The following is an 18,959-nucleotide window of genomic DNA, read 5'->3' on the forward strand; positions in this document are numbered from 1 at the left end:
GGAAATCATGAATATCTTTGACCGGTATGCACCTTTTGTCCAGGATTTCATCTACAGCCAGGGATGGTCGGAACTCCGGCCCATCCAGGTGGCGGCAGGGGATGTGCTGCTGAATACAGATGAGAATCTGCTGCTCACCGCTTCCACGGCTTCCGGCAAGACGGAAGCGGCCTTCTTCCCCATCCTGTCCCTGTTTGCCCAGGCCCCCCCAAAAAGTGTGGGATGTATTTACATCGGACCCCTGAAGGCCCTGATCAACGACCAGTTCCTGCGGCTCCAGCCTTTGTGCGAAGAAGGGGGCATCCCGGTATGGCACTGGCATGGGGATGTATCCCAGTCCCACAAGGCCAAACTGCTGAAGCATCCCTCCGGAATCCTGCAGATCACCCCGGAATCCCTGGAAGCCCTGCTGCTCCACAAGCACATGGCTATTCCCCGGCTGTTCGGAGATCTGCGGTTCGTGGTCATCGATGAGGTCCATTCCCTGCTCCGGGGGGACCGGGGGGGACAGACCCTGTGCCTGATCCAGCGGCTGTCCCGGCTGGCCGGGGTGAATCCCCGGCGGATCGGCCTGTCGGCCACCCTGGGGGATCCGGAAAAAGTGGGAGAATTCCTCAGCATGGGAACGGGACGGAAGACCCTGATCCCCCAGGTGAAGGCTCCGGGGACCCGATGGCGGCTGTCCATGGAACATTTTTACGTGAAGGACGCCCAGGCCGGGGAAGACCGGACGGATATCGCCGCCCTGCCGGCTCTGGACCAGAAGACGGACCAGGCTCCGGCCCAGGCGGATCCGGGGCTGGGGTACATTTTTGAACATACCCGGGGCAAGAAATGCCTGGTGTTCGTGAACTCCCGGGAGGAGTGCGAAGGGGTCACCACCAGTCTCCGGCAGTACTGCGAACTGAACCATGAACCGGACCGGTTCCTGATCCACCATGGGAATCTGTCCGCTTCCTACCGGGAAACGGCGGAAGAACTGATGAAGGACGAAAGCCGGAGCCTGACCACCGTGACCACTTCCACCCTGGAACTGGGCATCGATATCGGCCGGCTGGAACGGGCCTTCCAGATCGATGCTCCCTGGACTGTTTCCTCATTCCTCCAGCGGATGGGGCGGACGGGACGGCGGGATCTGCCCCCTGAAATGTGGTTCGTGATCCGGGAAGATGAACCGGAGATCCGGGCCATGCTGCCGGCCACCATTCCCTGGAAACTGCTCCAGGGGATTGCCCTGATCCAGCTGTATCTGGAGGAAAGATGGGTGGAACCGCCCCGGCTGGACAGGCTGCCCTACAGCCTCCTGTACCACCAGACCATGAGTGTGCTGGCCAGCAACGGGGAAATGTCCCCGGCGGCCCTGGCGGACCGGGTGCTGCGGCTCAGCTATTTCCACCGGATTACCCAGGAGGACTACAAGGTGCTGCTCCGGTATCTCATTGCCGAAGACCATATCCAAAGAACGGAGCAGGGGGGACTGATTGTGGGCCTGGCCGGGGAGCGGGTGATCCGTTCCTTCAAATTCTATGGGGTGTTCCAGGAAAACGAGGAATTCACCGTCCGCTGCGATTCCCAGGAACTGGGCACCGTGGTGGCGCCTCCCCCTCCGGGCGAGAAAATCGCCCTGGCCGGCCATGTGTGGCGGGTGCTGGAGGTGGACCGGAAGCGCCATGTGATCTACTGCGAACTGGTGAAGGGAAAAGTGCCCGCCTATTTCGGGGAATGTCCCGGGGATATCCACACCAAGGTGCTGGAACGGATGCGCCGGGTGCTCCGGGAAGACCGGAACTATCCCTATCTGATGAAGAATGCGGTGGCCCGGCTCCAGCAGGCCCGATTCACTGCAAAGGCATCAGGAGCGGCGGAAAAGCCCCTGATCCGGCTGGGGGGCAAAATGTGGTGCCTGCTGCCCTGGCTGGGGAGTTACGGATTCCTGGCCCTGGAACGGTTCCTGAACCTGAAATGCGCCCAGAAACTGGGCCTGAAGAAACTGGATCCCTTCCGGCCCTTCTTTATGCAGTTTACCATGGAAGCGAATGAGGAGTCCTTTTTCCAGGTGGTGGAGGAGGAAATCCAGAAGGAAATCGATCCGCTGGAGTTGGTTTATCCCCACGAAGTGCCGCTTTTTGACAAATATGACGAGTACCTGCCGGAAGAACTGGTGAAAAAAGGGTTCGCCCTGGGGGTACTGAACCTGGAGGATGTGCGGAAACGGGTCCGGGAATGGACGGAGAATCGGAAAAAGGCTGTGGGGGCACCGGAAACCCGGGAGCCCCGCTGACCCAGTGAAAAGGAAGGATGTTATGACGGAAACAAAACTGCAGCCCAAAAGCCGGGGTCTGGACATGCTCCATGGCTCCATTGCGGACAAACTGTTTTATTTTGCCATGCCCATCGGGCTCATGGGGCTGTTTGAGCAGCTGTTCAACAGTGCGGATGTGTTCCTGCTGGGCCATTTTGTAGGGAAGGATGCCATGGCGGCGGTGGGAAACAACATGCCGGTGATTGGGCTCCTGGTGACTCTGCTGATCGGGATCTCCCTGGGGGCCAATGTGGTGATTGCCCAGTATCTGGGAGCCGGGAAGCAGGACAAAGTGGAAGAAACGGTCCAGACTGCCATTGTGATGGCCCTGGGGCTGGGGGTGCTGCTGGCGGCGGTGGGAGAACTGATCGCTTCTCCGGCCCTGAAACTGCTGGCGGTGCCTCCGGAAGTCCATGACCTGGCGGCCACCTATCTGCGGATCTTCCTTTTGGGGATGCCCTTTTTGACCCTGTACAATTTCGAAGCGGCCATTTTCCGCAGCTGCGGGGACGGGAAGACACCGCTCTACAGCCTGGTGGCGGCCAATATCCTGAACATCACCCTGGATCTCTTGTCCGTTACGGTGCTGGGCTGGGGGCTGACCGGGGTGGTCAGTGCCACGGTGCTGTCCTTTGCCGTCAATTCCGGCATCCTGTTTGTCCTGCTGTGCCGGACCCCTCAGCCCATCCGGCTCCAGCGGCACCATATGCGGCTGAACGGCCATGAAATGGGAAAAATCCTCCATATCGGCCTGCCGGCAGGGATCCAGGGCATGGTCTTTGCCCTGAGCAATGTGGTGATCCAGTCTTCCATCAACAGCCTGGGGACTGCTGCCATGGCTGCAGCAGCGGCTTCGGTGATCATCGAATTCAATATCTACTGTTTCGTCAACGGGTTCAGCCAGGCCACCACCACCTTTGTGGGGCAGAATTACGGGGCACGGAAACTCAGCCGGTGCCTGGCCTCCACCAAAGCGGCTTTCTGGGTGGAGGGACTGTTCCTGCTGTGCATTACGCTGCCCATTCTGTTCTTTGGGGAGCATATCATCGGCTTTTTCAACCATGACCCGGAAGTCATCCAGCTGGGGATGCTGCGGCTGTGGTGCGTGGGGGATATGCTGTATCTCAACGGAGTGGTGGACATTATGTCCGGGGCCCTGCGGGGATACGGGTATTCTCTTCCGCCGGCCATTGTGGCGCTGATCGGTATCTGCGGCGTGCGGCTGGTGTGGATCTATACGGTGTTCGTCAACCACCGGGACTATCTGACCCTGATCATGGCCTATCCGGTCAGCTGGCTGGCCACCACGGTGGTGCTGGCGGCGGTATACTATCAGTGCCGGAAATACATCCTGAAGTCGGCACTGGCGGGGAAATAAAAAAAGGTGCTGTGAAAAAATGAAGAATCATTTTTTCACAGCACCTTTTATTCAGTCCAGATTGTCGTGGACCGTGGTATTCCTTCCTTTTTTCTTGGCGGCGAACATGAACCGGTCCGCCCGGTCGATGATGGATTCCGGAGTATCGCCTTCCTGTACGGTGGTAATGCCCAGGGACATGGTGATGTGGAGGGGAGTCCCTTCATGGTCAACGGAAATCTGAGATACCAGCTGGTGGAAACGGGCGGCCAGGGGAACAATGTCCTCTTTTTTGCCAATGGGGCAGATGCCGATGAATTCCTCGCCGCCCCAGCGGCCTACAGTGTCTGATTCCCGCATGGAACCGGTGATGGTCCGGGCGAAGGCTTTCAGCATATGGTCCCCGGCCTGGTGCCCGTACTGCTCATTGAAATCGTGGAAATGGTCGATGTCTGAAAAAAACACCGCAAAGAGCCGGTGCAGCCGGGAAAATTCCGAAAAACGCATTTTCAGCAGGGCTTCCAGGAACATCCGGTTGGGCAGGCCGGTGAGGGGATCGTGGTAGGCCAGGGAACAGAGGTTTTCCACAATGGGAGTTTCTTTTTCCAACTGGCTGACCTTTTCAAAAATTTCCGCCACCAGTTTGATCCGCCCGTTCTTATCCGGCAGGGGGATGAAATGGACTTTCAGGACCCCTATGGTTCCGTCTTTTTGGGTGAAAAGCAGTTTCCGGGAAAGGGCTTTTTTCTGGTCCATGCAGGTCAGGATGGGGCAGTAGGTGTCGCACAGGGGGGTACCCTGTTCATCCATGTGGTTCAGGGTGGTTTCCGGGCAGTGACAGCCTGTCATTTCTTTCTTCGTATAACCTGTTATATGTTCGGCTTCTTTGTTCCAGTATATGATGGTCCGGTCCGGTCTGACCAGGTAAATGCCAAAAGGGGCCAGTTCCGCCAGTCTGCAAAAATCCGCTGCTTCGATCAATGTACCAATCCACTCCTTTCCCTTTTTGTGGGTGTGCGGCCGCTTCTATAAAGATACAATCACTTATATAGTATGCCTTTGGGTGGAGAATTGCAAGGGATGCAAAGGGAAGGTTTACCATGGAAGCTGTTTTTAAGGAGGTTTTTTATGATCATCAACACAGGCATGAGGACGGATATCCCGGCTTTTTACACCCCCTGGTTCCTGAACCGGCTCCGGGAGGGGTTTGTTCTGGTCCGGAATCCTTACCGGCCGGAACAGGTCACCCGCTACCGGCTTTCTCCGGAGGTGGTGGACCTGATCGGATTCTGTACCAAAAATCCGGCGCCCATGCTGGATTATATGGAGTTACTGGAGCCTTATGGCCAATACTGGTTCGTGACCATTACGCCTTATGGCAGGGACGTCGAACCGGGAGTGCCTCCGGTGGACCAGGTGCTGGAAAGTTTCCGGAAGCTGTCACGGATGGTGGGGGTCCGGAGGATCGGCTGGCGGTATGATCCCATATTTTTATCGGACCGGTATACCCTGGAATTCCATGAAAAAGCCTTCGCATATATGGTCCGGGCTCTGGCAGGATATACCCGGATTTGCGTCATCAGTTTCATCGACCTGTATCCCAAGGTGATGCGGAATTTTCCGGAAGCGGTGCCGGTGGTTCGGGAAGAACGGATTGCCCTGGGCCAGTATATGATCCGGACAGCCCGGGAAGCCGGGATGACCGTACGGCCCTGCGGAGAGGGCAGGGAACTGGAGCCTTTCGGGGCGGACTGCCGGGGATGCATGACCCTGGAAATCCTGGAAAATGCCCTGGGAGAAAAACTCCGGGCGCCCAAACTGCGGGGAGCCCGGAAAGAATGCAGCTGTCACATTACCTGCGACATCGGAGCCTATGATACCTGCGGCCATTTCTGCCGGTATTGTTACGCCAATACCAGCAGGGAAGCGGTAATCCGGAACCGGAAACAGCACGACCCGGCATCTCCCTTCCTGATCGGCCACAGCCAGCCCGGGGACCAGGTCCATGAAGCCCGCCAGGAAAGCTGGAAGGAGTGGGAGAGGAGTTTGTTTTGAAAAGGGGTGTTGCATGTGTATGTTGTTACACACGCAACACCCCTTTTTGCTTTTATCCCACTTGTTTCTTCATCCACTGATGGGGGACGCCTTCTTCCGGTTCCACGGGCCCGTAGGCTTCATAGCCCAGGGTTTTGTAAAAATGCTGGGCCCGGACCTGGGCGTGGAGACGGATTTCCGTTCCTCCCAGTTCCTTTACGGCTGCCTCGGTGCCTTTTACCAGAAGGCTGCCGGCCCCCTGGCCACGGACGGACCTGGATACGGCAATCCGTCCCAGGATCCATACCCCCGGTTCCGATCCAGGGAAAAAACGACAGACGCCCACGGCATCTCCCTGATCATTCCATAAAAGACCATGGCGGCAATGGAGGTCCTGGGCGTCGAATTCTTCCTGGAATCCCTGTTCTTTGCAGAATACCTCTTCCCGCAGGGCACGGGCCTCCGGAGGGAGGTGGGTGTAGGTTTTGAAGTTCATGATGTGTCTCCTTTTATTTGGCGGATATTGCGGGCGGCCGGGCCTGCCGCCCCTACGGATTTGGCAGATATTGCGGGCGGCCGGGCCTGCCGCCCCTACGGATTTGGCGGATATTGCGGGCGGCCGGGCCTGCCGCCCCTACGGATTTGGCAGATATTGCGGGCGGCCGGGCCTGCCGCCCCTACGGATTTGGGCGGATATTGCGGGCGGACGCTGTTTTATTCCTTGGGGAATTTCCGGTGCCGCTGGCGGCTTTTCTGCCGGTACATCAAGGCATCGGCCCGGGTGAGCACGGTGTCGATATCGTCAATGGGAGATGCGGCGGTGGTGCAGCCCAGGGCAATGCTGATCCCGGCCGTCTGGAAATGGGCTTCCAGCTTGTTCACCAGGGCGTTGGCATCCTCCGGATGACGGATTTCCTGGATCATGAGGAATTCGTCCCCGCCCATCCGGAAGATAAAATCCGTCTGTCCCACATGGCGGAATACATCCGCTGCTGCAACGATCAGCTGATCCCCGGCTTCGTGGCCCTCAGTATCGTTGGCTTTCTTCAGACCGTTCAGATCTCCGAAGACAAAGGCGTATTGTCTGTTCTCCGGCAGGGCGGCCAGGCAGTCCTTGAAGCCCCGGCGGTTCAAAAGACCGGTCAGCTGGTCGGATTTGCTCAGCCGGTCCAGCCGCTGCATCAGGTCCCGGTTCCGCAGCAGGATGGCGAAGAACCGGGTCAGGGAGGACAGCAGTTCCTCCGCCAGGTGGAATTTGTCTTCGGCGGGGTTGATGGCATCAATAAAGCCATAGGGCTGGCCGTCCAGCATCAGCCGGGCCAGGGCCACCCTTTTGAGCCCCGGGACGTGGGGAGACAGATCGGGATTGGCCTTCCAGTATGCGGTCATGTCCGGAATGGAGAATGTGCTGTTTTTTGAGAACTGGTCGAACACAGGACGGAGTTCTCTCCGGGGGATGGGCTGGAAATCTCTTCCCAGGGGAATTATACCGTCTGCTTCCCAAACGTAGGTCAGAGTCACCGTATCGCCGGTTTCTTCCGCCAGCAGGATCCGGTCCGCTCCCAGCTGCCGGCCGATGCGGCTCATCATCTGCCGGATGCCGTGGACCGGGTCCGTTTCATACATGCCCAGGCGGATGGCATCGTTCACTGACGTTTCAACGGACAGCATATGGCTGAACTGGGTGTCTTTCACCAGGTAATCATCCAGATTCAGACAGATGGAAAAATGGCAGTTTTTCCCATGCCAGGGAATCAGGGTATCCCGCAGCAGGAAATCAGCTCCGGCCACCGGATTGTGGAAAACCCGGGATATAAAACGGCCGCAGCGGAGCCGGGGCTCACAGCAGTCGGGACAGGGAGCGGAAAGGCCGGCCATCTGTTCATAGCATTTCAACCCGTTCAGAGGGGCATCCAAAGGAATGCCGCTGCGTTTCCGCATGGCCGGATTGCAGTACAGCAGGTCATGGGTGTCCGGATCAGAGACCACCACACTCAGGTCGGTGCTGTCAAAAGCTTCCCGGTCGAAAATGAACCGGTCACCGGTATACAAAGCCTGTCCGTACTGGCCTTCTTCCGATTCGCGCATGCGCTTGATCAGCAGCTGGAGAAGACTGTCCAGGCTCCGGGCTTCCGAACCCCGGACAATGGCATAGTGCATGTACAGGGTGCAGGGGAAGCCGTCCACCTGCTGGATTTCGTGGATGGCATTGGCCATCTGGACATGGGCTTCCCGGAGCTGGGCTATCTGGGTGGATTTCTGGAACAGCAGGAAGCAGCAGCTGCCGATATGGGAAATGGTGATGGTGGAGGGCAGGTACTGCGTCAGGATGCCAGTGACTTTTTGAAGCAGGTGACGGCGGAATTCCTGGCCGTAGGTCAGTCCGATGGCATCAAATTCCGGTACATCGATGAGGGTGGCGGTGTAATCGTCCCCATACAGCCGGAAGGTGTCTGCATAGCGCAGCCCGGCCATGACCATGCCCCGGTAGTTGAGCAAACCGGTCTCTTCATCGGTTACCGCTGCATGCATATCCTCCAGCGGCCGGTTTTCTTCTTCGTCCAGATCATGGAAACACAGGGCAATACCGGTGATCCGGTCATTTTGATACAGGGGGAATCTGTCCACCTGGACCCGATGGGGCATGTGGCTGATCACAAAATGGAAAACCCGGTTGGTGAGACAATGACCGATGCGCAACACTTCTTCATCCGCTTCATAGGTTTCCTGACGGTTCACGCAGATCCCCAGGTCCTCGACCGTTTTGCCCAACAGGTCCTTTTGGGGGATTCCCACCCATTGACTGAAGGCGCGACTGGCACCCATGATCCGGTGGGAATGGTCCTTCCAGACGACTTTTTCCCGGCTGTACCGGAGAAAGGTCTGCCACAGGGTGGAGGAGGGGTCGTTCCGGTCAGTATCAAAAGATTTCGTCGTGATGCCGTTGCTTTGGAGCATTTCCAGCAGGATGGGGCGCATGGCCTTGTTGTGGGCGACGGGAAGTTTGGTGATGTAGAACAGGATATCTCCTTTGGGGGATTTGGGCAGTGCCAGGCCGGTGATGATCAGCCATTCGAAATTGCCGTTGGAGCGGAGAATGCGGAAGGGCTCCCGCACAACGGAACATTGGGAGGCGGCTGCCCGCTGGTGAAACCGGTTCCGGTCCACAAAGGCCAGGAACCGCTGCCGGTCCCTGGGATGGACAAAGTAGTCGGTGAAATGCCGGAATGTGCCATCAATATCCCCGTTGACGGTTCCTGTCTGCTGATCGGCGGTCAGCGGCACGATGATTTCCAGCACCTTGTGTTCCAGATCCAGATACCATACCCCTTCGTAGGTGAGGATGATGTTCCGGAGCAGGGTGTCAAAATGCCGGGACTGTCTGTCCCGGGCTTCTTCATCCAGACTGATGTTGTACAGTTCCGCCCGGTGGATGCAGTGGTGTCCCACCTGGGCTACGGTCCGGAGATTCACCCGCATGTACTGTCCGTTGTCCACATAGGTCATGGTTTCCTGCTGTCCGCTTTTCCGGGCTCTGTCAGCGAAGCGGCGGAACTTCTGGTGCATGGGAAAATCCAGAGAACTGAGGAACTGGTTGCTGTCCGAAACATTTCTCGTTCCCATGCTCTGGAGGGCCTGCAGGTAGCCGGCATTGGCCTGGAGGAACTGAAGCGTCTGGGAATCGTCATACACAATGGCCACCGGAGAAGACTGGCTCACATCGATGAGGCCGGCTTTATCCAGGAGGACGGCTTCTGGGAGGGTTTCGAAGGACAGGTTCCGGTCACGGCAGTAGGGCCGGCATTCTGCAGCCGGCAGGGGCCTGCCGAAATAATAGCCCTGGAGTTTTTCACAGCCGATATCCCGGAGAAACTGCGCCTGTTCCCTGGTCTCCACCCCTTCTGCCAGGGTGTGGACTCCCAGTTCTTTGGCCATCCGAACAATGGCCGTAAGGATGGTACGGCTTTCTTTGGTGAAAGGATGGAGAAAGGCCATGTCCAGTTTCAGGGTATGGAAGTGGTAATCCTTCAGCACGTTCAGAGAAGAATAGCCGCTGCCAAAATCGTCCAGCCAGACTTTGAAACCGGCTTTCCGGAACCGGCACAGACCCTGGCGGATGGAATCATCCTGCAGGACCAGGGCGTTCTCCGTCACTTCCGGGTAAAGGAGATTCCGGGACAGCTGGTATCGGGTCAGGGTATCTTCCAGCAGCCGGACCGGATCCATCAGCTGGAAATCCAGACGGGAGAAATTGATGGAAATGGGCAGGACCGGCTGGCCCTGCTTCAGCTGGCTGTGGAGCCGCCGGGCCATCTGTTCCACCACATACCGGTCCAGACGGTCGATCAGCCGGGCTTCTTCCAGGGTGGGGATGAACAGGGCGGGGGAAAGGAGACCGTATTCCGGGGAATCCCAGCGGGCCAGGGCTTCGCAGCTGCAGACCTTGCCGTTCAGAGAACGGACGATGGGCTGGCAGTACACCTTGATGTGATGGCTGGCCAGGGCCTTGTCCAGGTTTTCCCGCACATAGTTCTGGAGCTGATGGATGCGTCCCATTTCCTTTGTATAGACCGCATAGTGCCGGGTGGCATCCTTTGAGATGGATTTGCAGGCCAGGGCGGCATCGTTGTCGAAAGCCAGGGTCAGGGCCTCGTTGGAAAGAGGCTTGTTCAGATAGCGGATCCCTGCCTTCAGTTCGATGTTGGGATTGGTGATCAGTGACCGCAGGTCGTGACAGGAGGACTCGATCCGTTCCGTCACATCGGAGGTGGCGGCCAGCACGGCAAAATGATCGGCACCCAGATGGGTCAGGAGTCTGCCGGGAAAATTTTTCCGGAGGATTTCCGCAATCTGCTGGAGACAATGGTCTCCCTCTTCAATGCCGCAGGAGGCATTGTAAAGCCGGAAGTTGGTGATGTTGAAGAAAACCGGACAGGACTTCAGCTCCTGTCCCGCGGCCCATTCCTGTTCCAGCTGTTCCCTGGCAGACTGATAGAAGGCCCGCATGGAAGGCAGAGCCAGATGCAGCGGTTCACTTTCATTCCGGACAGTGTGTGTGGTTTCGGTCATAAAACAAATCCTCCCCATCCTTACGGATCCGGGACAGTTTCAGAGCCCGGACGTGTAAGGTCATATCTAATATTATACACCTGTTTTGACTGGGGAGGAAATGGGGGATTTTGCCGTTTCCCTTGAACAATCCCGTCCAATCTGCTATACTTGTACCGATCGAGGGGGAGCGCCCTGGATCGGTATTCATTTTGCAGCGAGGGAGCCCGTGTGCCGGGTTGAGAGGGTACCAAAGTACCGACCGCCATGACTGGCTTCGGCCGTCTTTTGGGGACTGTGGAATGGATACGGGAAATGGAATCGATTCCACGCCTGAAGGATCGGCTGCACCGGTCCATAAAGGAGTGGAGTTTTTTTATGGAAAGCAAACAGCAAAAAGTCCTGCGTCTGGTGTTTTTGTCCATGATGATCGGCCTGGGTGTGGTGATTTCCCCCATTCTCCGGGTGGAAGGCATGTGCCCCATGGCCCATCTGATCAACATTACCTGTTCGGTGATGCTGGGGCCCTGGTATTCCCTTCTGTGCGCCACCCTGATCGGCATCATCCGGATGACCGTCATGGGGATCCCGCCGCTGGCGCTGACCGGGGCTGTGTTCGGAGCTGCGCTGTCCGGGATCTTCTACCGGGTCAGCGGGGGCAAGATCATTGCCGCCTGCCTGGGTGAAGTGATCGGCACCGGGATCATCGGGGCCATGGTGTCCTACCCTGTAATGGAAATCCTGATGGGCCGCACCGGGCTTTCCTGGATGTTCTATGTGCCCAGCTTCATTGCCGGCACCCTCATCGGCGGTTCCATTGCCTTCGGGCTGCTCACCATCCTGTCCCGGAACGGGACCCTGTTGGAATTCCAGAGAAAATTGGGAGTGAATATCTATGACCGGGGAAGTCATCAGCAAGCTGCCCGGAACCTTTATGGACATCATGTCCAGGGTGCGGGAAAATGAACCACTGATCCACTGCATGACCCATGCCATCACCATGAATGACAGCGCCAACGCCATATTGGCCGTGGGTGGGAGTCCCACCATGGCCTCCCATCCCCAGGAAGTGGAGGAAATCGTGGAGGCGGCGGATTCCCTGGTGGTGAATCTGGGGAACATCAATGAAGAACGGTTGGAAGCCATGAAGATTGCCGGGGAAAAGGCCCATGAACGGGGCATCCCCCTGCTGCTGGATGCGGTGGGGGTGGCCTGCAGCACCCTGCGGCTGGTGTACGCCCAGCAGTTCATCGAACATAACCGGCCCCAGATCATCAAGGGCAACAGTTCGGAAATCCGGACCCTCTGCGGTCTCACCGCCCATGCCCACGGAGTGGATGCCGGGGCAGAGGACGCGGTGACGGCGGAAAACTTTGCCGGGGATGCCCGGGCATTCGGCCAGTATGCCCGGCAGCATGGGGCAGTCCTTTTGGTCACCGGACCGGTGGACCTGGTGACGGATGGGGAGACCACCCTGGGCATTGCCAACGGGACACCCCTTCTGGGGCGGCTGACCGGTACCGGCTGCATGGTGGGGGCCCTGGCCGGCACCTGGCATGCCTGCGGTCCGTCCCTGGCGGCAGCGGCCCTGGGCACGGCGGTGCTGGGGATTGCCGGGGAAGAGGCAGCTAAAGACTGTCCCGGCCTGGGGACCTTCCACATCCGCCTGCTGGATGCCCTGTCCAACCTTACAGGAGAAAAGGTGGCGGAGAAAGTGAAGATGGTGGGGGCTGTTGCATGAGCAGCAGCCTTCTTTTTTTGTCCCTTTACAATAGACATAGCTCCATCTTTTCTCATGGGTCATTCACAAATAATTTCTTTTATCATAAAATATCTGAAATTACCGTAAATACGCAAAATTCAGACTAGACGAAAAACTCCCCATCCGTTATAATGGGGCCAACGATACTATTTTCGAGGTGATCCCATGGCAAAAGAAAAGAAGTCTCTCATGAACCGTTTCATCCACATCATTGAAAAAGGCGGCAACAAACTTCCCCATCCCTTTATCCTGTTCGGTATCCTCCTGGTGGCTGTCCTGATCCTGTCCTTTGTGTTCAGTCAGCTGGGAACCAGTATCACCTACTTCAGCGCTTCCAAAACAGCTGGCGCAGCCGGGAAGGAAGTGACCGTCAAGGTGGTCAATCTCCTGTCTGCGGACAATCTCCGGTATCTGATCACCAAATATCCGGATATCTATGTGGGATATACGCCGCTGAAACTGACCCTGATTATGATGGCCACTACGGCCTTCATCGACAAAACCGGCTTTTTTGAGACCCTGATGAAAAAATACCTGCTGAAGGCTCCCAAATCCCTGATTACGTTTGCGGTGGCTTTCATGGCCGTCAACGCCAATCTGATGAGTGATGCCGGGACCTATTTTTCCCTGGCCATCGGCGGGGTCATTTTCCATGCCATGGGACGGAATCCTCTCATCGGGGTGATCCTGGGGTACGCCGGCTGCAGCGGAGGCTTTACGGCCAACCTGTTCCTGGCAGGCACGGATGCTCTCCTGGCAGGGATTACGGAAAACATCGTGGAGCAGATGGGGCTGTCCATCCCCATCAATCCGGCCATCAACTATTTCTTCATGGCTTCGGCCACGGTATTCCTGGCCATTACCCTGACCTTGTTTACAGAGAAGGTTGTGTGTAAAATGGTAGGGGACGGAGAAGGGGTGGTGGACCGGTCCCTGCTGGAGCAGTACCAGCCCACCCCGGAACAGGAAAAAGGCCTGCGGTGGAGCGGGTACGGTTTTCTGTTTTTCCTGGTGGTGATGGCCCTTCTGACGGTGCCCCAGACGGCCATCCTGCGGAACCAGGCAGGAGGCTTCCTGCCCAAATCTCCTCTGTTCCAGGGGATTACCATGATCATCGCCTTTTTGTTCGTCAGCACCGGGCTGCCCTATGCCTGGGCCACCGGACAGGTGAAGAAGGGCCGTGACCTGGCCAATATCCTCAATGCCGGTCTGAAAACCGCCATTCCGCTTATGACCACCACCTTTATGGCCTGTGTATTCATCGATATGGTGAACAAATCCAACATTTTCAAAATTGTAGCCATTGCCGGGGCGGAAGTACTGAAGGGTGCCCATGTGGGGGTGCTGCCTCTGTGCCTCCTGGTGATTATCGTCACCACCCTGGTGAACCCGTTTATGACCAGCGGTTCTTCCAAATGGCTGCTGATCGCCCCCATGGTGGTACCCATGTTTGCCGTGCTCCATGTGCATCCGGCCTATGCCCAGCTGGCCTACCGGATTGGGGACTCCTGCACCAACATCTGTTCTCCTCTCCATTCAGCTCTGCCGGTGATCATCGGTCTCCTGGAAGAATACCAGGCCGAGGGACTGATCCCGCTCCGGCCGGGAGAAACGGAGCAGCCGGAAATCGGGATGGGAACCATTTTCTCCCTGACCATTCCCTATTCCATGGTGCTCCTGTCCACCATGACCGTCATGTTCATCATCTGGATGGTGCTGGGCCTGCCCATCGGACCTGGGGTGACCATGTACATCTGAGTGAAGAGAGAAGCGGCCCCGCTGGGGCAACGATCAACGATGAACGACCAACGATCAACGAACCAAAGGAGGCAATATCATGCTGATCCGCAATGCCAATCTGCTGAACCCCGGTACGGAACGGGGCATCTATGACATCCTGATCCGGGAGGGGAAAATCGCCCGGATCGCTCCCCATATCGAAGCGGAAGAAGAAGTGGAACTGGATGTCCAGGAAATGTATGTGACGCCCGGGCTGGTGGATGCTCACACCCATCTGGGACTGAAAGCGGATTCCCAGGGGGAATTCTATGCCGACCACAATGAAAAAAAGAGCATCCTGTCCCCGGAAATGCGGGCCATCGATGCCATCAATCCCCAGAACGTGAATTTTGAGGAAGCCCGGAAAGCCGGGATTACCACCTGCGCCAGCGGTCCGGGGTCCCTGAACGTGATCGGGGGGCAGTACGCCTGCATCAAAACCCTGGGCCACATCGTCGACGACATGGTCCTGGACCCCTATTTCGCCATGAAATGTGCCCTGGGGGAAAACCCCAAGAAAGGGTATGAGACCACCCGGATGGGGATCGCTGCCACCCTGCGGAACTTCCTGTTCCAGGCCAAAGCCTATGCGGAAGACCCCAACCACAAATTCGACATGAAACTGGAACCCATGGTGCCGGTGATCCGGGGCGAAAAAGCCCTGAAGATCCACTGCCATGAAGCCATCGATATTGTGACGGCGGTACGGATCTGTGATGAATTCCATCTGAAATTCACCCTGGACCATGTAACCTGCGGGGCCGAGGTGCTGGATTTCCTCCAGAAACGGCCGGAAATCCCCCTGCTGCTGGGGCCCACCCTGGGGCACAGGGGCAAGGTGGAGCTCCATGGCAAAAGCTTCGAAAACGTGGTGAAGCTGGCGGAAGGCCGGGATGTGTGCCTGATCACGGATGCGCCGGTGATCCCTCTGGAATATCTGCCGGTATGCGCCGGTCTGGCCATTGCCAAAGGGATGCCCTATGAACGGGCCCTGGAAGCGGTGACCATTAACCCGGCCCGGGTCATGGGGGTGGAAGACCGGGTAGGGAACCTGGCTCCCGGCAAAGACGCCGACCTGGTGATCTGGAAGGACAAACCCTTCGTGGTGATCCAGGATCCGGTGGCGGTGTTCATCGAGGGGAAGAGGGTGTAAAAAAGGGGGGTGTGAAAAAATGAAGAATCATTTTTTCACACCCCTTTCTGTCATTCTCCCAATATCTTCCGGAACACCTGATGGTCTTTCAGGGCAGCCCGGCCCAGACCGATCAGGTCGGCCTGGCCGGTGGCCAGGAACTGTTCCGCCTGTTCTCCGGTGGTAATGCCTCCCGTAAGGAGCACCGGGATCCGGGCCGTTTCTTTGGCTGCCCGGGACAGTTCCGCAAAATACCCGGCTTCCGGATGGCCGGGACGGAAAAAGATGCACAGGCCCCCGGAGAGGCTGATGCCGTCCAGGCCGGCCTGCTGGAGATATTCCACCGCCTGGGGCAGTTCCTCCGGGCGGGAGCCTCCTTCCATATAGTCTCCGCCGCCCAGCCGGAGGGTCACCACAAAGTCCCGGGGCAGGGAGGAACGGACGGCCTGGATTACTTCCACCAGGAACCGGGTGCGACCTTCCAGGGTGCTGCCGGTATAGGCGTCCGTACGGCGGTTGGTGAGCGGAGAGTAGAACTGATTCAGCAGATAGCCGTGGGCAGCGTGGATTTCCACTCCGTCGTAGCCGGCCTCCCGGGCCTGGAGGGCCGCTGCGGCAAAAGCGTCCCGCACCCGGCGGATGTCTTCTTCCGTCATGGGACGGGGCTGTTCCGGCTGGCCGTAGGCGGAAGCCGTCCGGGCCGGATTCAGGACGGCGCTGGGGCCTATGGGTTCCAGCCCGGTCATGGCCTGGTGGGCAGCACTGCCGGCGTGGCTCAGCTGGGCCAGGATGGGGACCCGGTGTTCATGGACAGCAGATGTAAGCTGCTTCAGCCCTGCCAGATCCGCCGTTTCGTCAAAAGCGATCTGGTGGACGCTGGCCCGGCCTTCCGGGGAGACGAAACAGTGTTCCTGGATGATCAGGGCCGGCCCGCTCTTGGCCATATCCCCATAGTAATCCACAAGAGCCTGGGTCACCTGGCCCTTATCGGATTTTTCCGTAGCCATGGGAGGCAGTACCAGACGGTTTTTCAGCGTCAGGGAACCCAGCTGGATGGGTTGGTGGAGCAAGGGATGATGCATAACGGAATTCCTCCTGTAATTGTTTTAGATACAATTCATTATACAGGGGAGCCGGGAGAAAAGCAAGAAGAGCCAGGACATCCTGTAAGATTGCTTTCCCCCAGTTAGCTTGCTATAATAAAGGTAAACAGGCAGGGATGGACCTGCAAGGGGGTAGAGAACCATGAAACAGCATAAATTCTGGGACTGGGCAACGGTCTTTGCCTTTGCCATGACCATGATTACCGGGATGAAACGGAAATGAAAAAGGGGCTGCTGCGGTGGCGGCAGCCCTTCTTTTGTACAGGAAAGGAGCCGAAACAATGCCTTGCACTACATTACTGGTGGGAAAAAATGCTTCTTATGACGGATCGACCATGATGGCCCGGAACGAAGATTCTCCTTCGGGACAGTTTACTTCCAAGAAATTCATTGTGGTCCGGCCGGAAGACCAGCCCCGGCATTACAAAAGTGTGATTTCAAAGGTGGAAATCGATCTGCCGGACAACCCTCTCCGGTATACGGCCATGCCCAATGCCCAGGCTACGGAAGGAATCTGGGGCGAAGCGGGGATCAATGCCGCCAACGTGGCCATGACGGAAACGGAGACCATTACGTCCAATCCCCGGGTGCTGGGGGCGGATCCCCTGGTGCCGGGGGGCATCGGGGAAGAAGATCTGCTGACCCTGGTGCTGCCCTATATCCGGTCTGCCCGGGAAGGGGTGCTGCGGCTGGGGAACCTGCTGGAACAGTACGGCACCTACGAGATGAACGGCATCGGATTTCAGGATGTCAATGAAATCTGGTGGCTGGAAAGCATCGGCGGCCATCACTGGATCGCCAAACGGGTGCCCGATGACGAGGCGGTGGTGATGCCCAACCAGCAGGGCATCGATTTCCTGGATCTGGCGGATGCCCTGGGTCCAGGGAAGGACAACCTGTGTTCCCGGGATCTGGCGGAATTTATTGAGAAAAACCATCTGGACCTGACCCTGGCGGAAGACCGGGAAGGACCGGTGGCGGAAGATACGGCCTTTGACTGCCGGTCTGCCTTTGGCAGCCATGACGATGCGGACCACACCTACAATACCCCCCGGGCCTGGTACATGCTCCGGTGCCTGATTCCCTTCAGTGTGGAATGGGATGGACCGGAGGCGCCGTTCCAGCCGGAAGATGATGATCTGCCCTGGTCCGTGGAGCCGGACCGGAAGGTGACGGTGGAAGATGTGAAGTACATCCTCAGCAGCCATTACCAGGGGACTCCCTATGATCCCTATGGTCACAAAGGGGACGGCAGCCTCCGGGGAAAATACCGGCCCATCGGCATCAACCGGACCAATTTCCTGGCGCTGACCCAGCTGCGGCCGGATCTGCCGGAAGACCGGCGGGCCGTGGAATGGATCGCTGAAGGGTGCAATGTGTTCAACGCCTTCGTACCTTTCTATACCAATGTGGAGAAAACCCCGGAGTATCTGGCGGTGACGGACGCAGAACCGGATTCCAACCAGTTCTACTGGGCCAACCGGCTGATCGGCACCCTGGCCGATGCCCATTTCGGAGCCTGCGCCAACCTGATCGAACGGTACCAGAACAAGGTGGGGGCCCGGGCCCACGCCCTGCTGAAAGAAGGAGACCGGGGCGGTGCCGGGGAGAAGGTGAACCGGTATCTGGAGGAACGGAACGAAAAAATGGCCGCCATGGCCCAGGAAGAAACCCGGAAGCTGCTGGGGCAGGTGCTCTACGCCGCCAGCAATGGGATGAAGAACGGATTTGCCCGGTCGGATGCGTGAGGGGTCCTGCTGCAGCGAAGCAGGACCGGTCAACGGTCAGCTGTCAGCTGTCAACGGCCGAAGGATCAATTTGCAGGCAAATTTCATGAAGGTACAAACCGGAACCGTATGGGCTCCACTTGAATCGACATGATAAAAAAGAAAAAAACAGTGTACAAATCGGAACCGCAGGGGCTCCACGCCGGGGAGCCCGCTTGTTGTGTTATAATAATCCTAACAAGTCTATTGGAGGGATCCTTATGTCAGCAGACCAACTGCCCCACAATCATGGAGAAAACATCAACTATATCCTGAAAGATCTGCCGGAGAATGCCAATTTTTCTGCGGTTTCCGGGCTTTTCAGCAGCCTGGCGGATGCCAACCGGATCAAGCTGTTCTGGTATCTGTGCCATATGGAAGAATGTGTCATCAACCTGTCGGCCCTGATGCACATGAGCAGCCCGGCCCTGTCCCATCACCTGAAGATCCTCCGGGAAAACGGCCTGATCACCAGCCGCCGGGCCGGAAAAGAAATGTACTACAAAGCCACCAATACGGAAGAAGTCCGGCTGCTCCACCATATGATCGAACTCCTCATCGACATCACCTGCCCGGAGCATGAGGGAGAAAGACAGTGAAGGGGGCAGACCACTTAACCACTTCCAATGCCCTTGTCCCCATGGGACAGGGGCGTTTTTTTATGGTATAATGGAC

Annotated in this window: 13 protein-coding genes; 9 read left to right on the forward strand and 4 right to left on the reverse strand. The window is 57.6% G+C overall.

Annotation, left to right across the window (positions count from 1 at the left end; all coding sequences use genetic code 11):
- Window positions 1-7: 7 nt before the first annotated feature.
- Entirely contained in the window at window positions 8-2,281 is a 2,274-nt protein-coding gene (locus tag ACFER_RS04195; protein ID WP_012938174.1) for a DEAD/DEAH box helicase, read from the forward strand.
- Between the two features lie 22 nt (window positions 2,282-2,303).
- Window positions 2,304-3,680: an MATE family efflux transporter gene (locus tag ACFER_RS04200; RefSeq protein ID WP_012938175.1), complete on the forward strand. Its 1,377-nt coding sequence runs from the start codon at window positions 2,304-2,306 to the stop codon at window positions 3,678-3,680.
- 51 nt (window positions 3,681-3,731) lie between these two features.
- On the opposite strand, the gene ACFER_RS04205 is transcribed toward ACFER_RS04200, so the two are convergent.
- A complete protein-coding gene (locus ACFER_RS04205; RefSeq protein WP_012938176.1) occupies window positions 3,732-4,640 on the reverse strand; it encodes a sensor domain-containing diguanylate cyclase in 909 nt (302 codons plus the stop codon).
- Between the two features lie 147 nt (window positions 4,641-4,787).
- On the opposite strand from ACFER_RS04205, the gene ACFER_RS04210 reads away from it, so the two are divergent.
- Window positions 4,788-5,714 (forward strand): DUF1848 domain-containing protein, encoded by a 927-nt coding sequence (locus ACFER_RS04210; protein ID WP_012938177.1) that lies wholly within the window; start codon window positions 4,788-4,790, stop codon window positions 5,712-5,714.
- A 52-nt stretch (window positions 5,715-5,766) separates the two neighbouring features.
- On the opposite strand, the gene ACFER_RS04215 is transcribed toward ACFER_RS04210, so the two are convergent.
- Together ACFER_RS04215 and ACFER_RS10800 are read right to left on the reverse strand one after the other, a co-directional pair.
- The gene (locus tag ACFER_RS04215; RefSeq protein WP_012938178.1) at window positions 5,767-6,189 is read right to left on the reverse strand and encodes a GNAT family N-acetyltransferase; all 423 of its coding nucleotides are present in this window, start codon (window positions 6,187-6,189) and stop codon (window positions 5,767-5,769) included.
- Window positions 6,190-6,407: 218 nt separating this feature from the next.
- Window positions 6,408-10,763, reverse strand: coding sequence for an EAL domain-containing protein (locus ACFER_RS10800; RefSeq protein ID WP_012938179.1), 4,356 nt, complete (start codon window positions 10,761-10,763; stop codon window positions 6,408-6,410).
- Window positions 10,764-11,120: 357 nt separating this feature from the next.
- On the opposite strand from ACFER_RS10800, the gene thiW reads away from it, so the two are divergent.
- The 4 genes from thiW to ACFER_RS04240 all read left to right on the forward strand — a co-directional run bounded on the left by thiW (window position 11,121) and on the right by ACFER_RS04240 (window position 15,436).
- Window positions 11,121-11,708 carry an energy coupling factor transporter S component ThiW gene (thiW, locus tag ACFER_RS04225; RefSeq protein ID WP_012938180.1) on the forward strand — a complete coding sequence of 196 codons (588 nt, stop codon included), beginning with the start codon at window positions 11,121-11,123 and terminating at the stop codon, window positions 11,706-11,708.
- Window positions 11,638-12,483: a hydroxyethylthiazole kinase gene (gene thiM / locus ACFER_RS04230; protein WP_049763443.1), complete on the forward strand. Its 846-nt coding sequence runs from the start codon at window positions 11,638-11,640 to the stop codon at window positions 12,481-12,483. Before thiW ends, thiM begins: the two co-directional genes overlap by 71 nt.
- Before the next feature lie 186 nt (window positions 12,484-12,669).
- Entirely contained in the window at window positions 12,670-14,262 is a 1,593-nt protein-coding gene (locus ACFER_RS04235; protein ID WP_012938182.1) for an AbgT family transporter, read from the forward strand.
- 79 nt (window positions 14,263-14,341) lie between these two features.
- Window positions 14,342-15,436: an amidohydrolase family protein gene (locus ACFER_RS04240; RefSeq protein ID WP_012938183.1), complete on the forward strand. Its 1,095-nt coding sequence runs from the start codon at window positions 14,342-14,344 to the stop codon at window positions 15,434-15,436.
- A 50-nt stretch (window positions 15,437-15,486) separates the two neighbouring features.
- On the opposite strand, the gene ACFER_RS04245 is transcribed toward ACFER_RS04240, so the two are convergent.
- On the reverse strand, window positions 15,487-16,497 hold the full coding sequence (locus tag ACFER_RS04245) for an NADH:flavin oxidoreductase (protein WP_012938184.1): 1,011 nt from the start codon (window positions 16,495-16,497) through the stop codon (window positions 15,487-15,489).
- A gap of 302 nt (window positions 16,498-16,799) precedes the next feature.
- Here ACFER_RS04245 and ACFER_RS04250 point away from each other — a divergent pair, with 302 nt between their 5' ends.
- On the forward strand, window positions 16,800-18,266 hold the full coding sequence (locus tag ACFER_RS04250) for a C69 family dipeptidase (RefSeq protein ID WP_012938185.1): 1,467 nt from the start codon (window positions 16,800-16,802) through the stop codon (window positions 18,264-18,266).
- A 239-nt stretch (window positions 18,267-18,505) separates the two neighbouring features.
- A complete protein-coding gene (locus ACFER_RS04255) occupies window positions 18,506-18,883 on the forward strand; it encodes an ArsR/SmtB family transcription factor (RefSeq protein WP_012938186.1) in 378 nt (125 codons plus the stop codon).
- The last annotated feature ends 76 nt before the right edge of the window (window positions 18,884-18,959 follow it).

Source organism: Acidaminococcus fermentans DSM 20731 (assembly GCF_000025305.1).
GTDB classification, from domain to species: Bacteria; Bacillota; Negativicutes; order Acidaminococcales; family Acidaminococcaceae; genus Acidaminococcus; species Acidaminococcus fermentans.

Bases quoted from the DNA above. Each gene is read 5' to 3' on its own strand.
- ACFER_RS04195 (WP_012938174.1), top strand. From the start codon at position 8: ATGAATATCTTTGACCGGTATGCACCTTTTGTCCAGGATTTCATCTAC.
- ACFER_RS04200 (WP_012938175.1), top strand. From the start codon at position 2,304: ATGACGGAAACAAAACTGCAGCCCAAAAGCCGGGGTCTGGACATGCTC.
- ACFER_RS04210 (WP_012938177.1), top strand. From the start codon at position 4,788: ATGATCATCAACACAGGCATGAGGACGGATATCCCGGCTTTTTACACC.
- ACFER_RS04215 (WP_012938178.1), bottom strand. From the start codon at position 6,189: ATGAACTTCAAAACCTACACCCACCTCCCTCCGGAGGCCCGTGCCCTG.
- ACFER_RS10800 (WP_012938179.1), bottom strand. From the start codon at position 10,763: ATGACCGAAACCACACACACTGTCCGGAATGAAAGTGAACCGCTGCAT.
- thiW (WP_012938180.1), top strand. From the start codon at position 11,121: ATGGAAAGCAAACAGCAAAAAGTCCTGCGTCTGGTGTTTTTGTCCATG.
- thiM (WP_049763443.1), top strand. From the start codon at position 11,638: ATGACCGGGGAAGTCATCAGCAAGCTGCCCGGAACCTTTATGGACATC.
- ACFER_RS04235 (WP_012938182.1), top strand. From the start codon at position 12,670: ATGGCAAAAGAAAAGAAGTCTCTCATGAACCGTTTCATCCACATCATT.
- ACFER_RS04240 (WP_012938183.1), top strand. From the start codon at position 14,342: ATGCTGATCCGCAATGCCAATCTGCTGAACCCCGGTACGGAACGGGGC.
- ACFER_RS04245 (WP_012938184.1), bottom strand. From the start codon at position 16,497: ATGCATCATCCCTTGCTCCACCAACCCATCCAGCTGGGTTCCCTGACG.
- ACFER_RS04250 (WP_012938185.1), top strand. From the start codon at position 16,800: ATGCCTTGCACTACATTACTGGTGGGAAAAAATGCTTCTTATGACGGA.
- ACFER_RS04255 (WP_012938186.1), top strand. From the start codon at position 18,506: ATGTCAGCAGACCAACTGCCCCACAATCATGGAGAAAACATCAACTAT.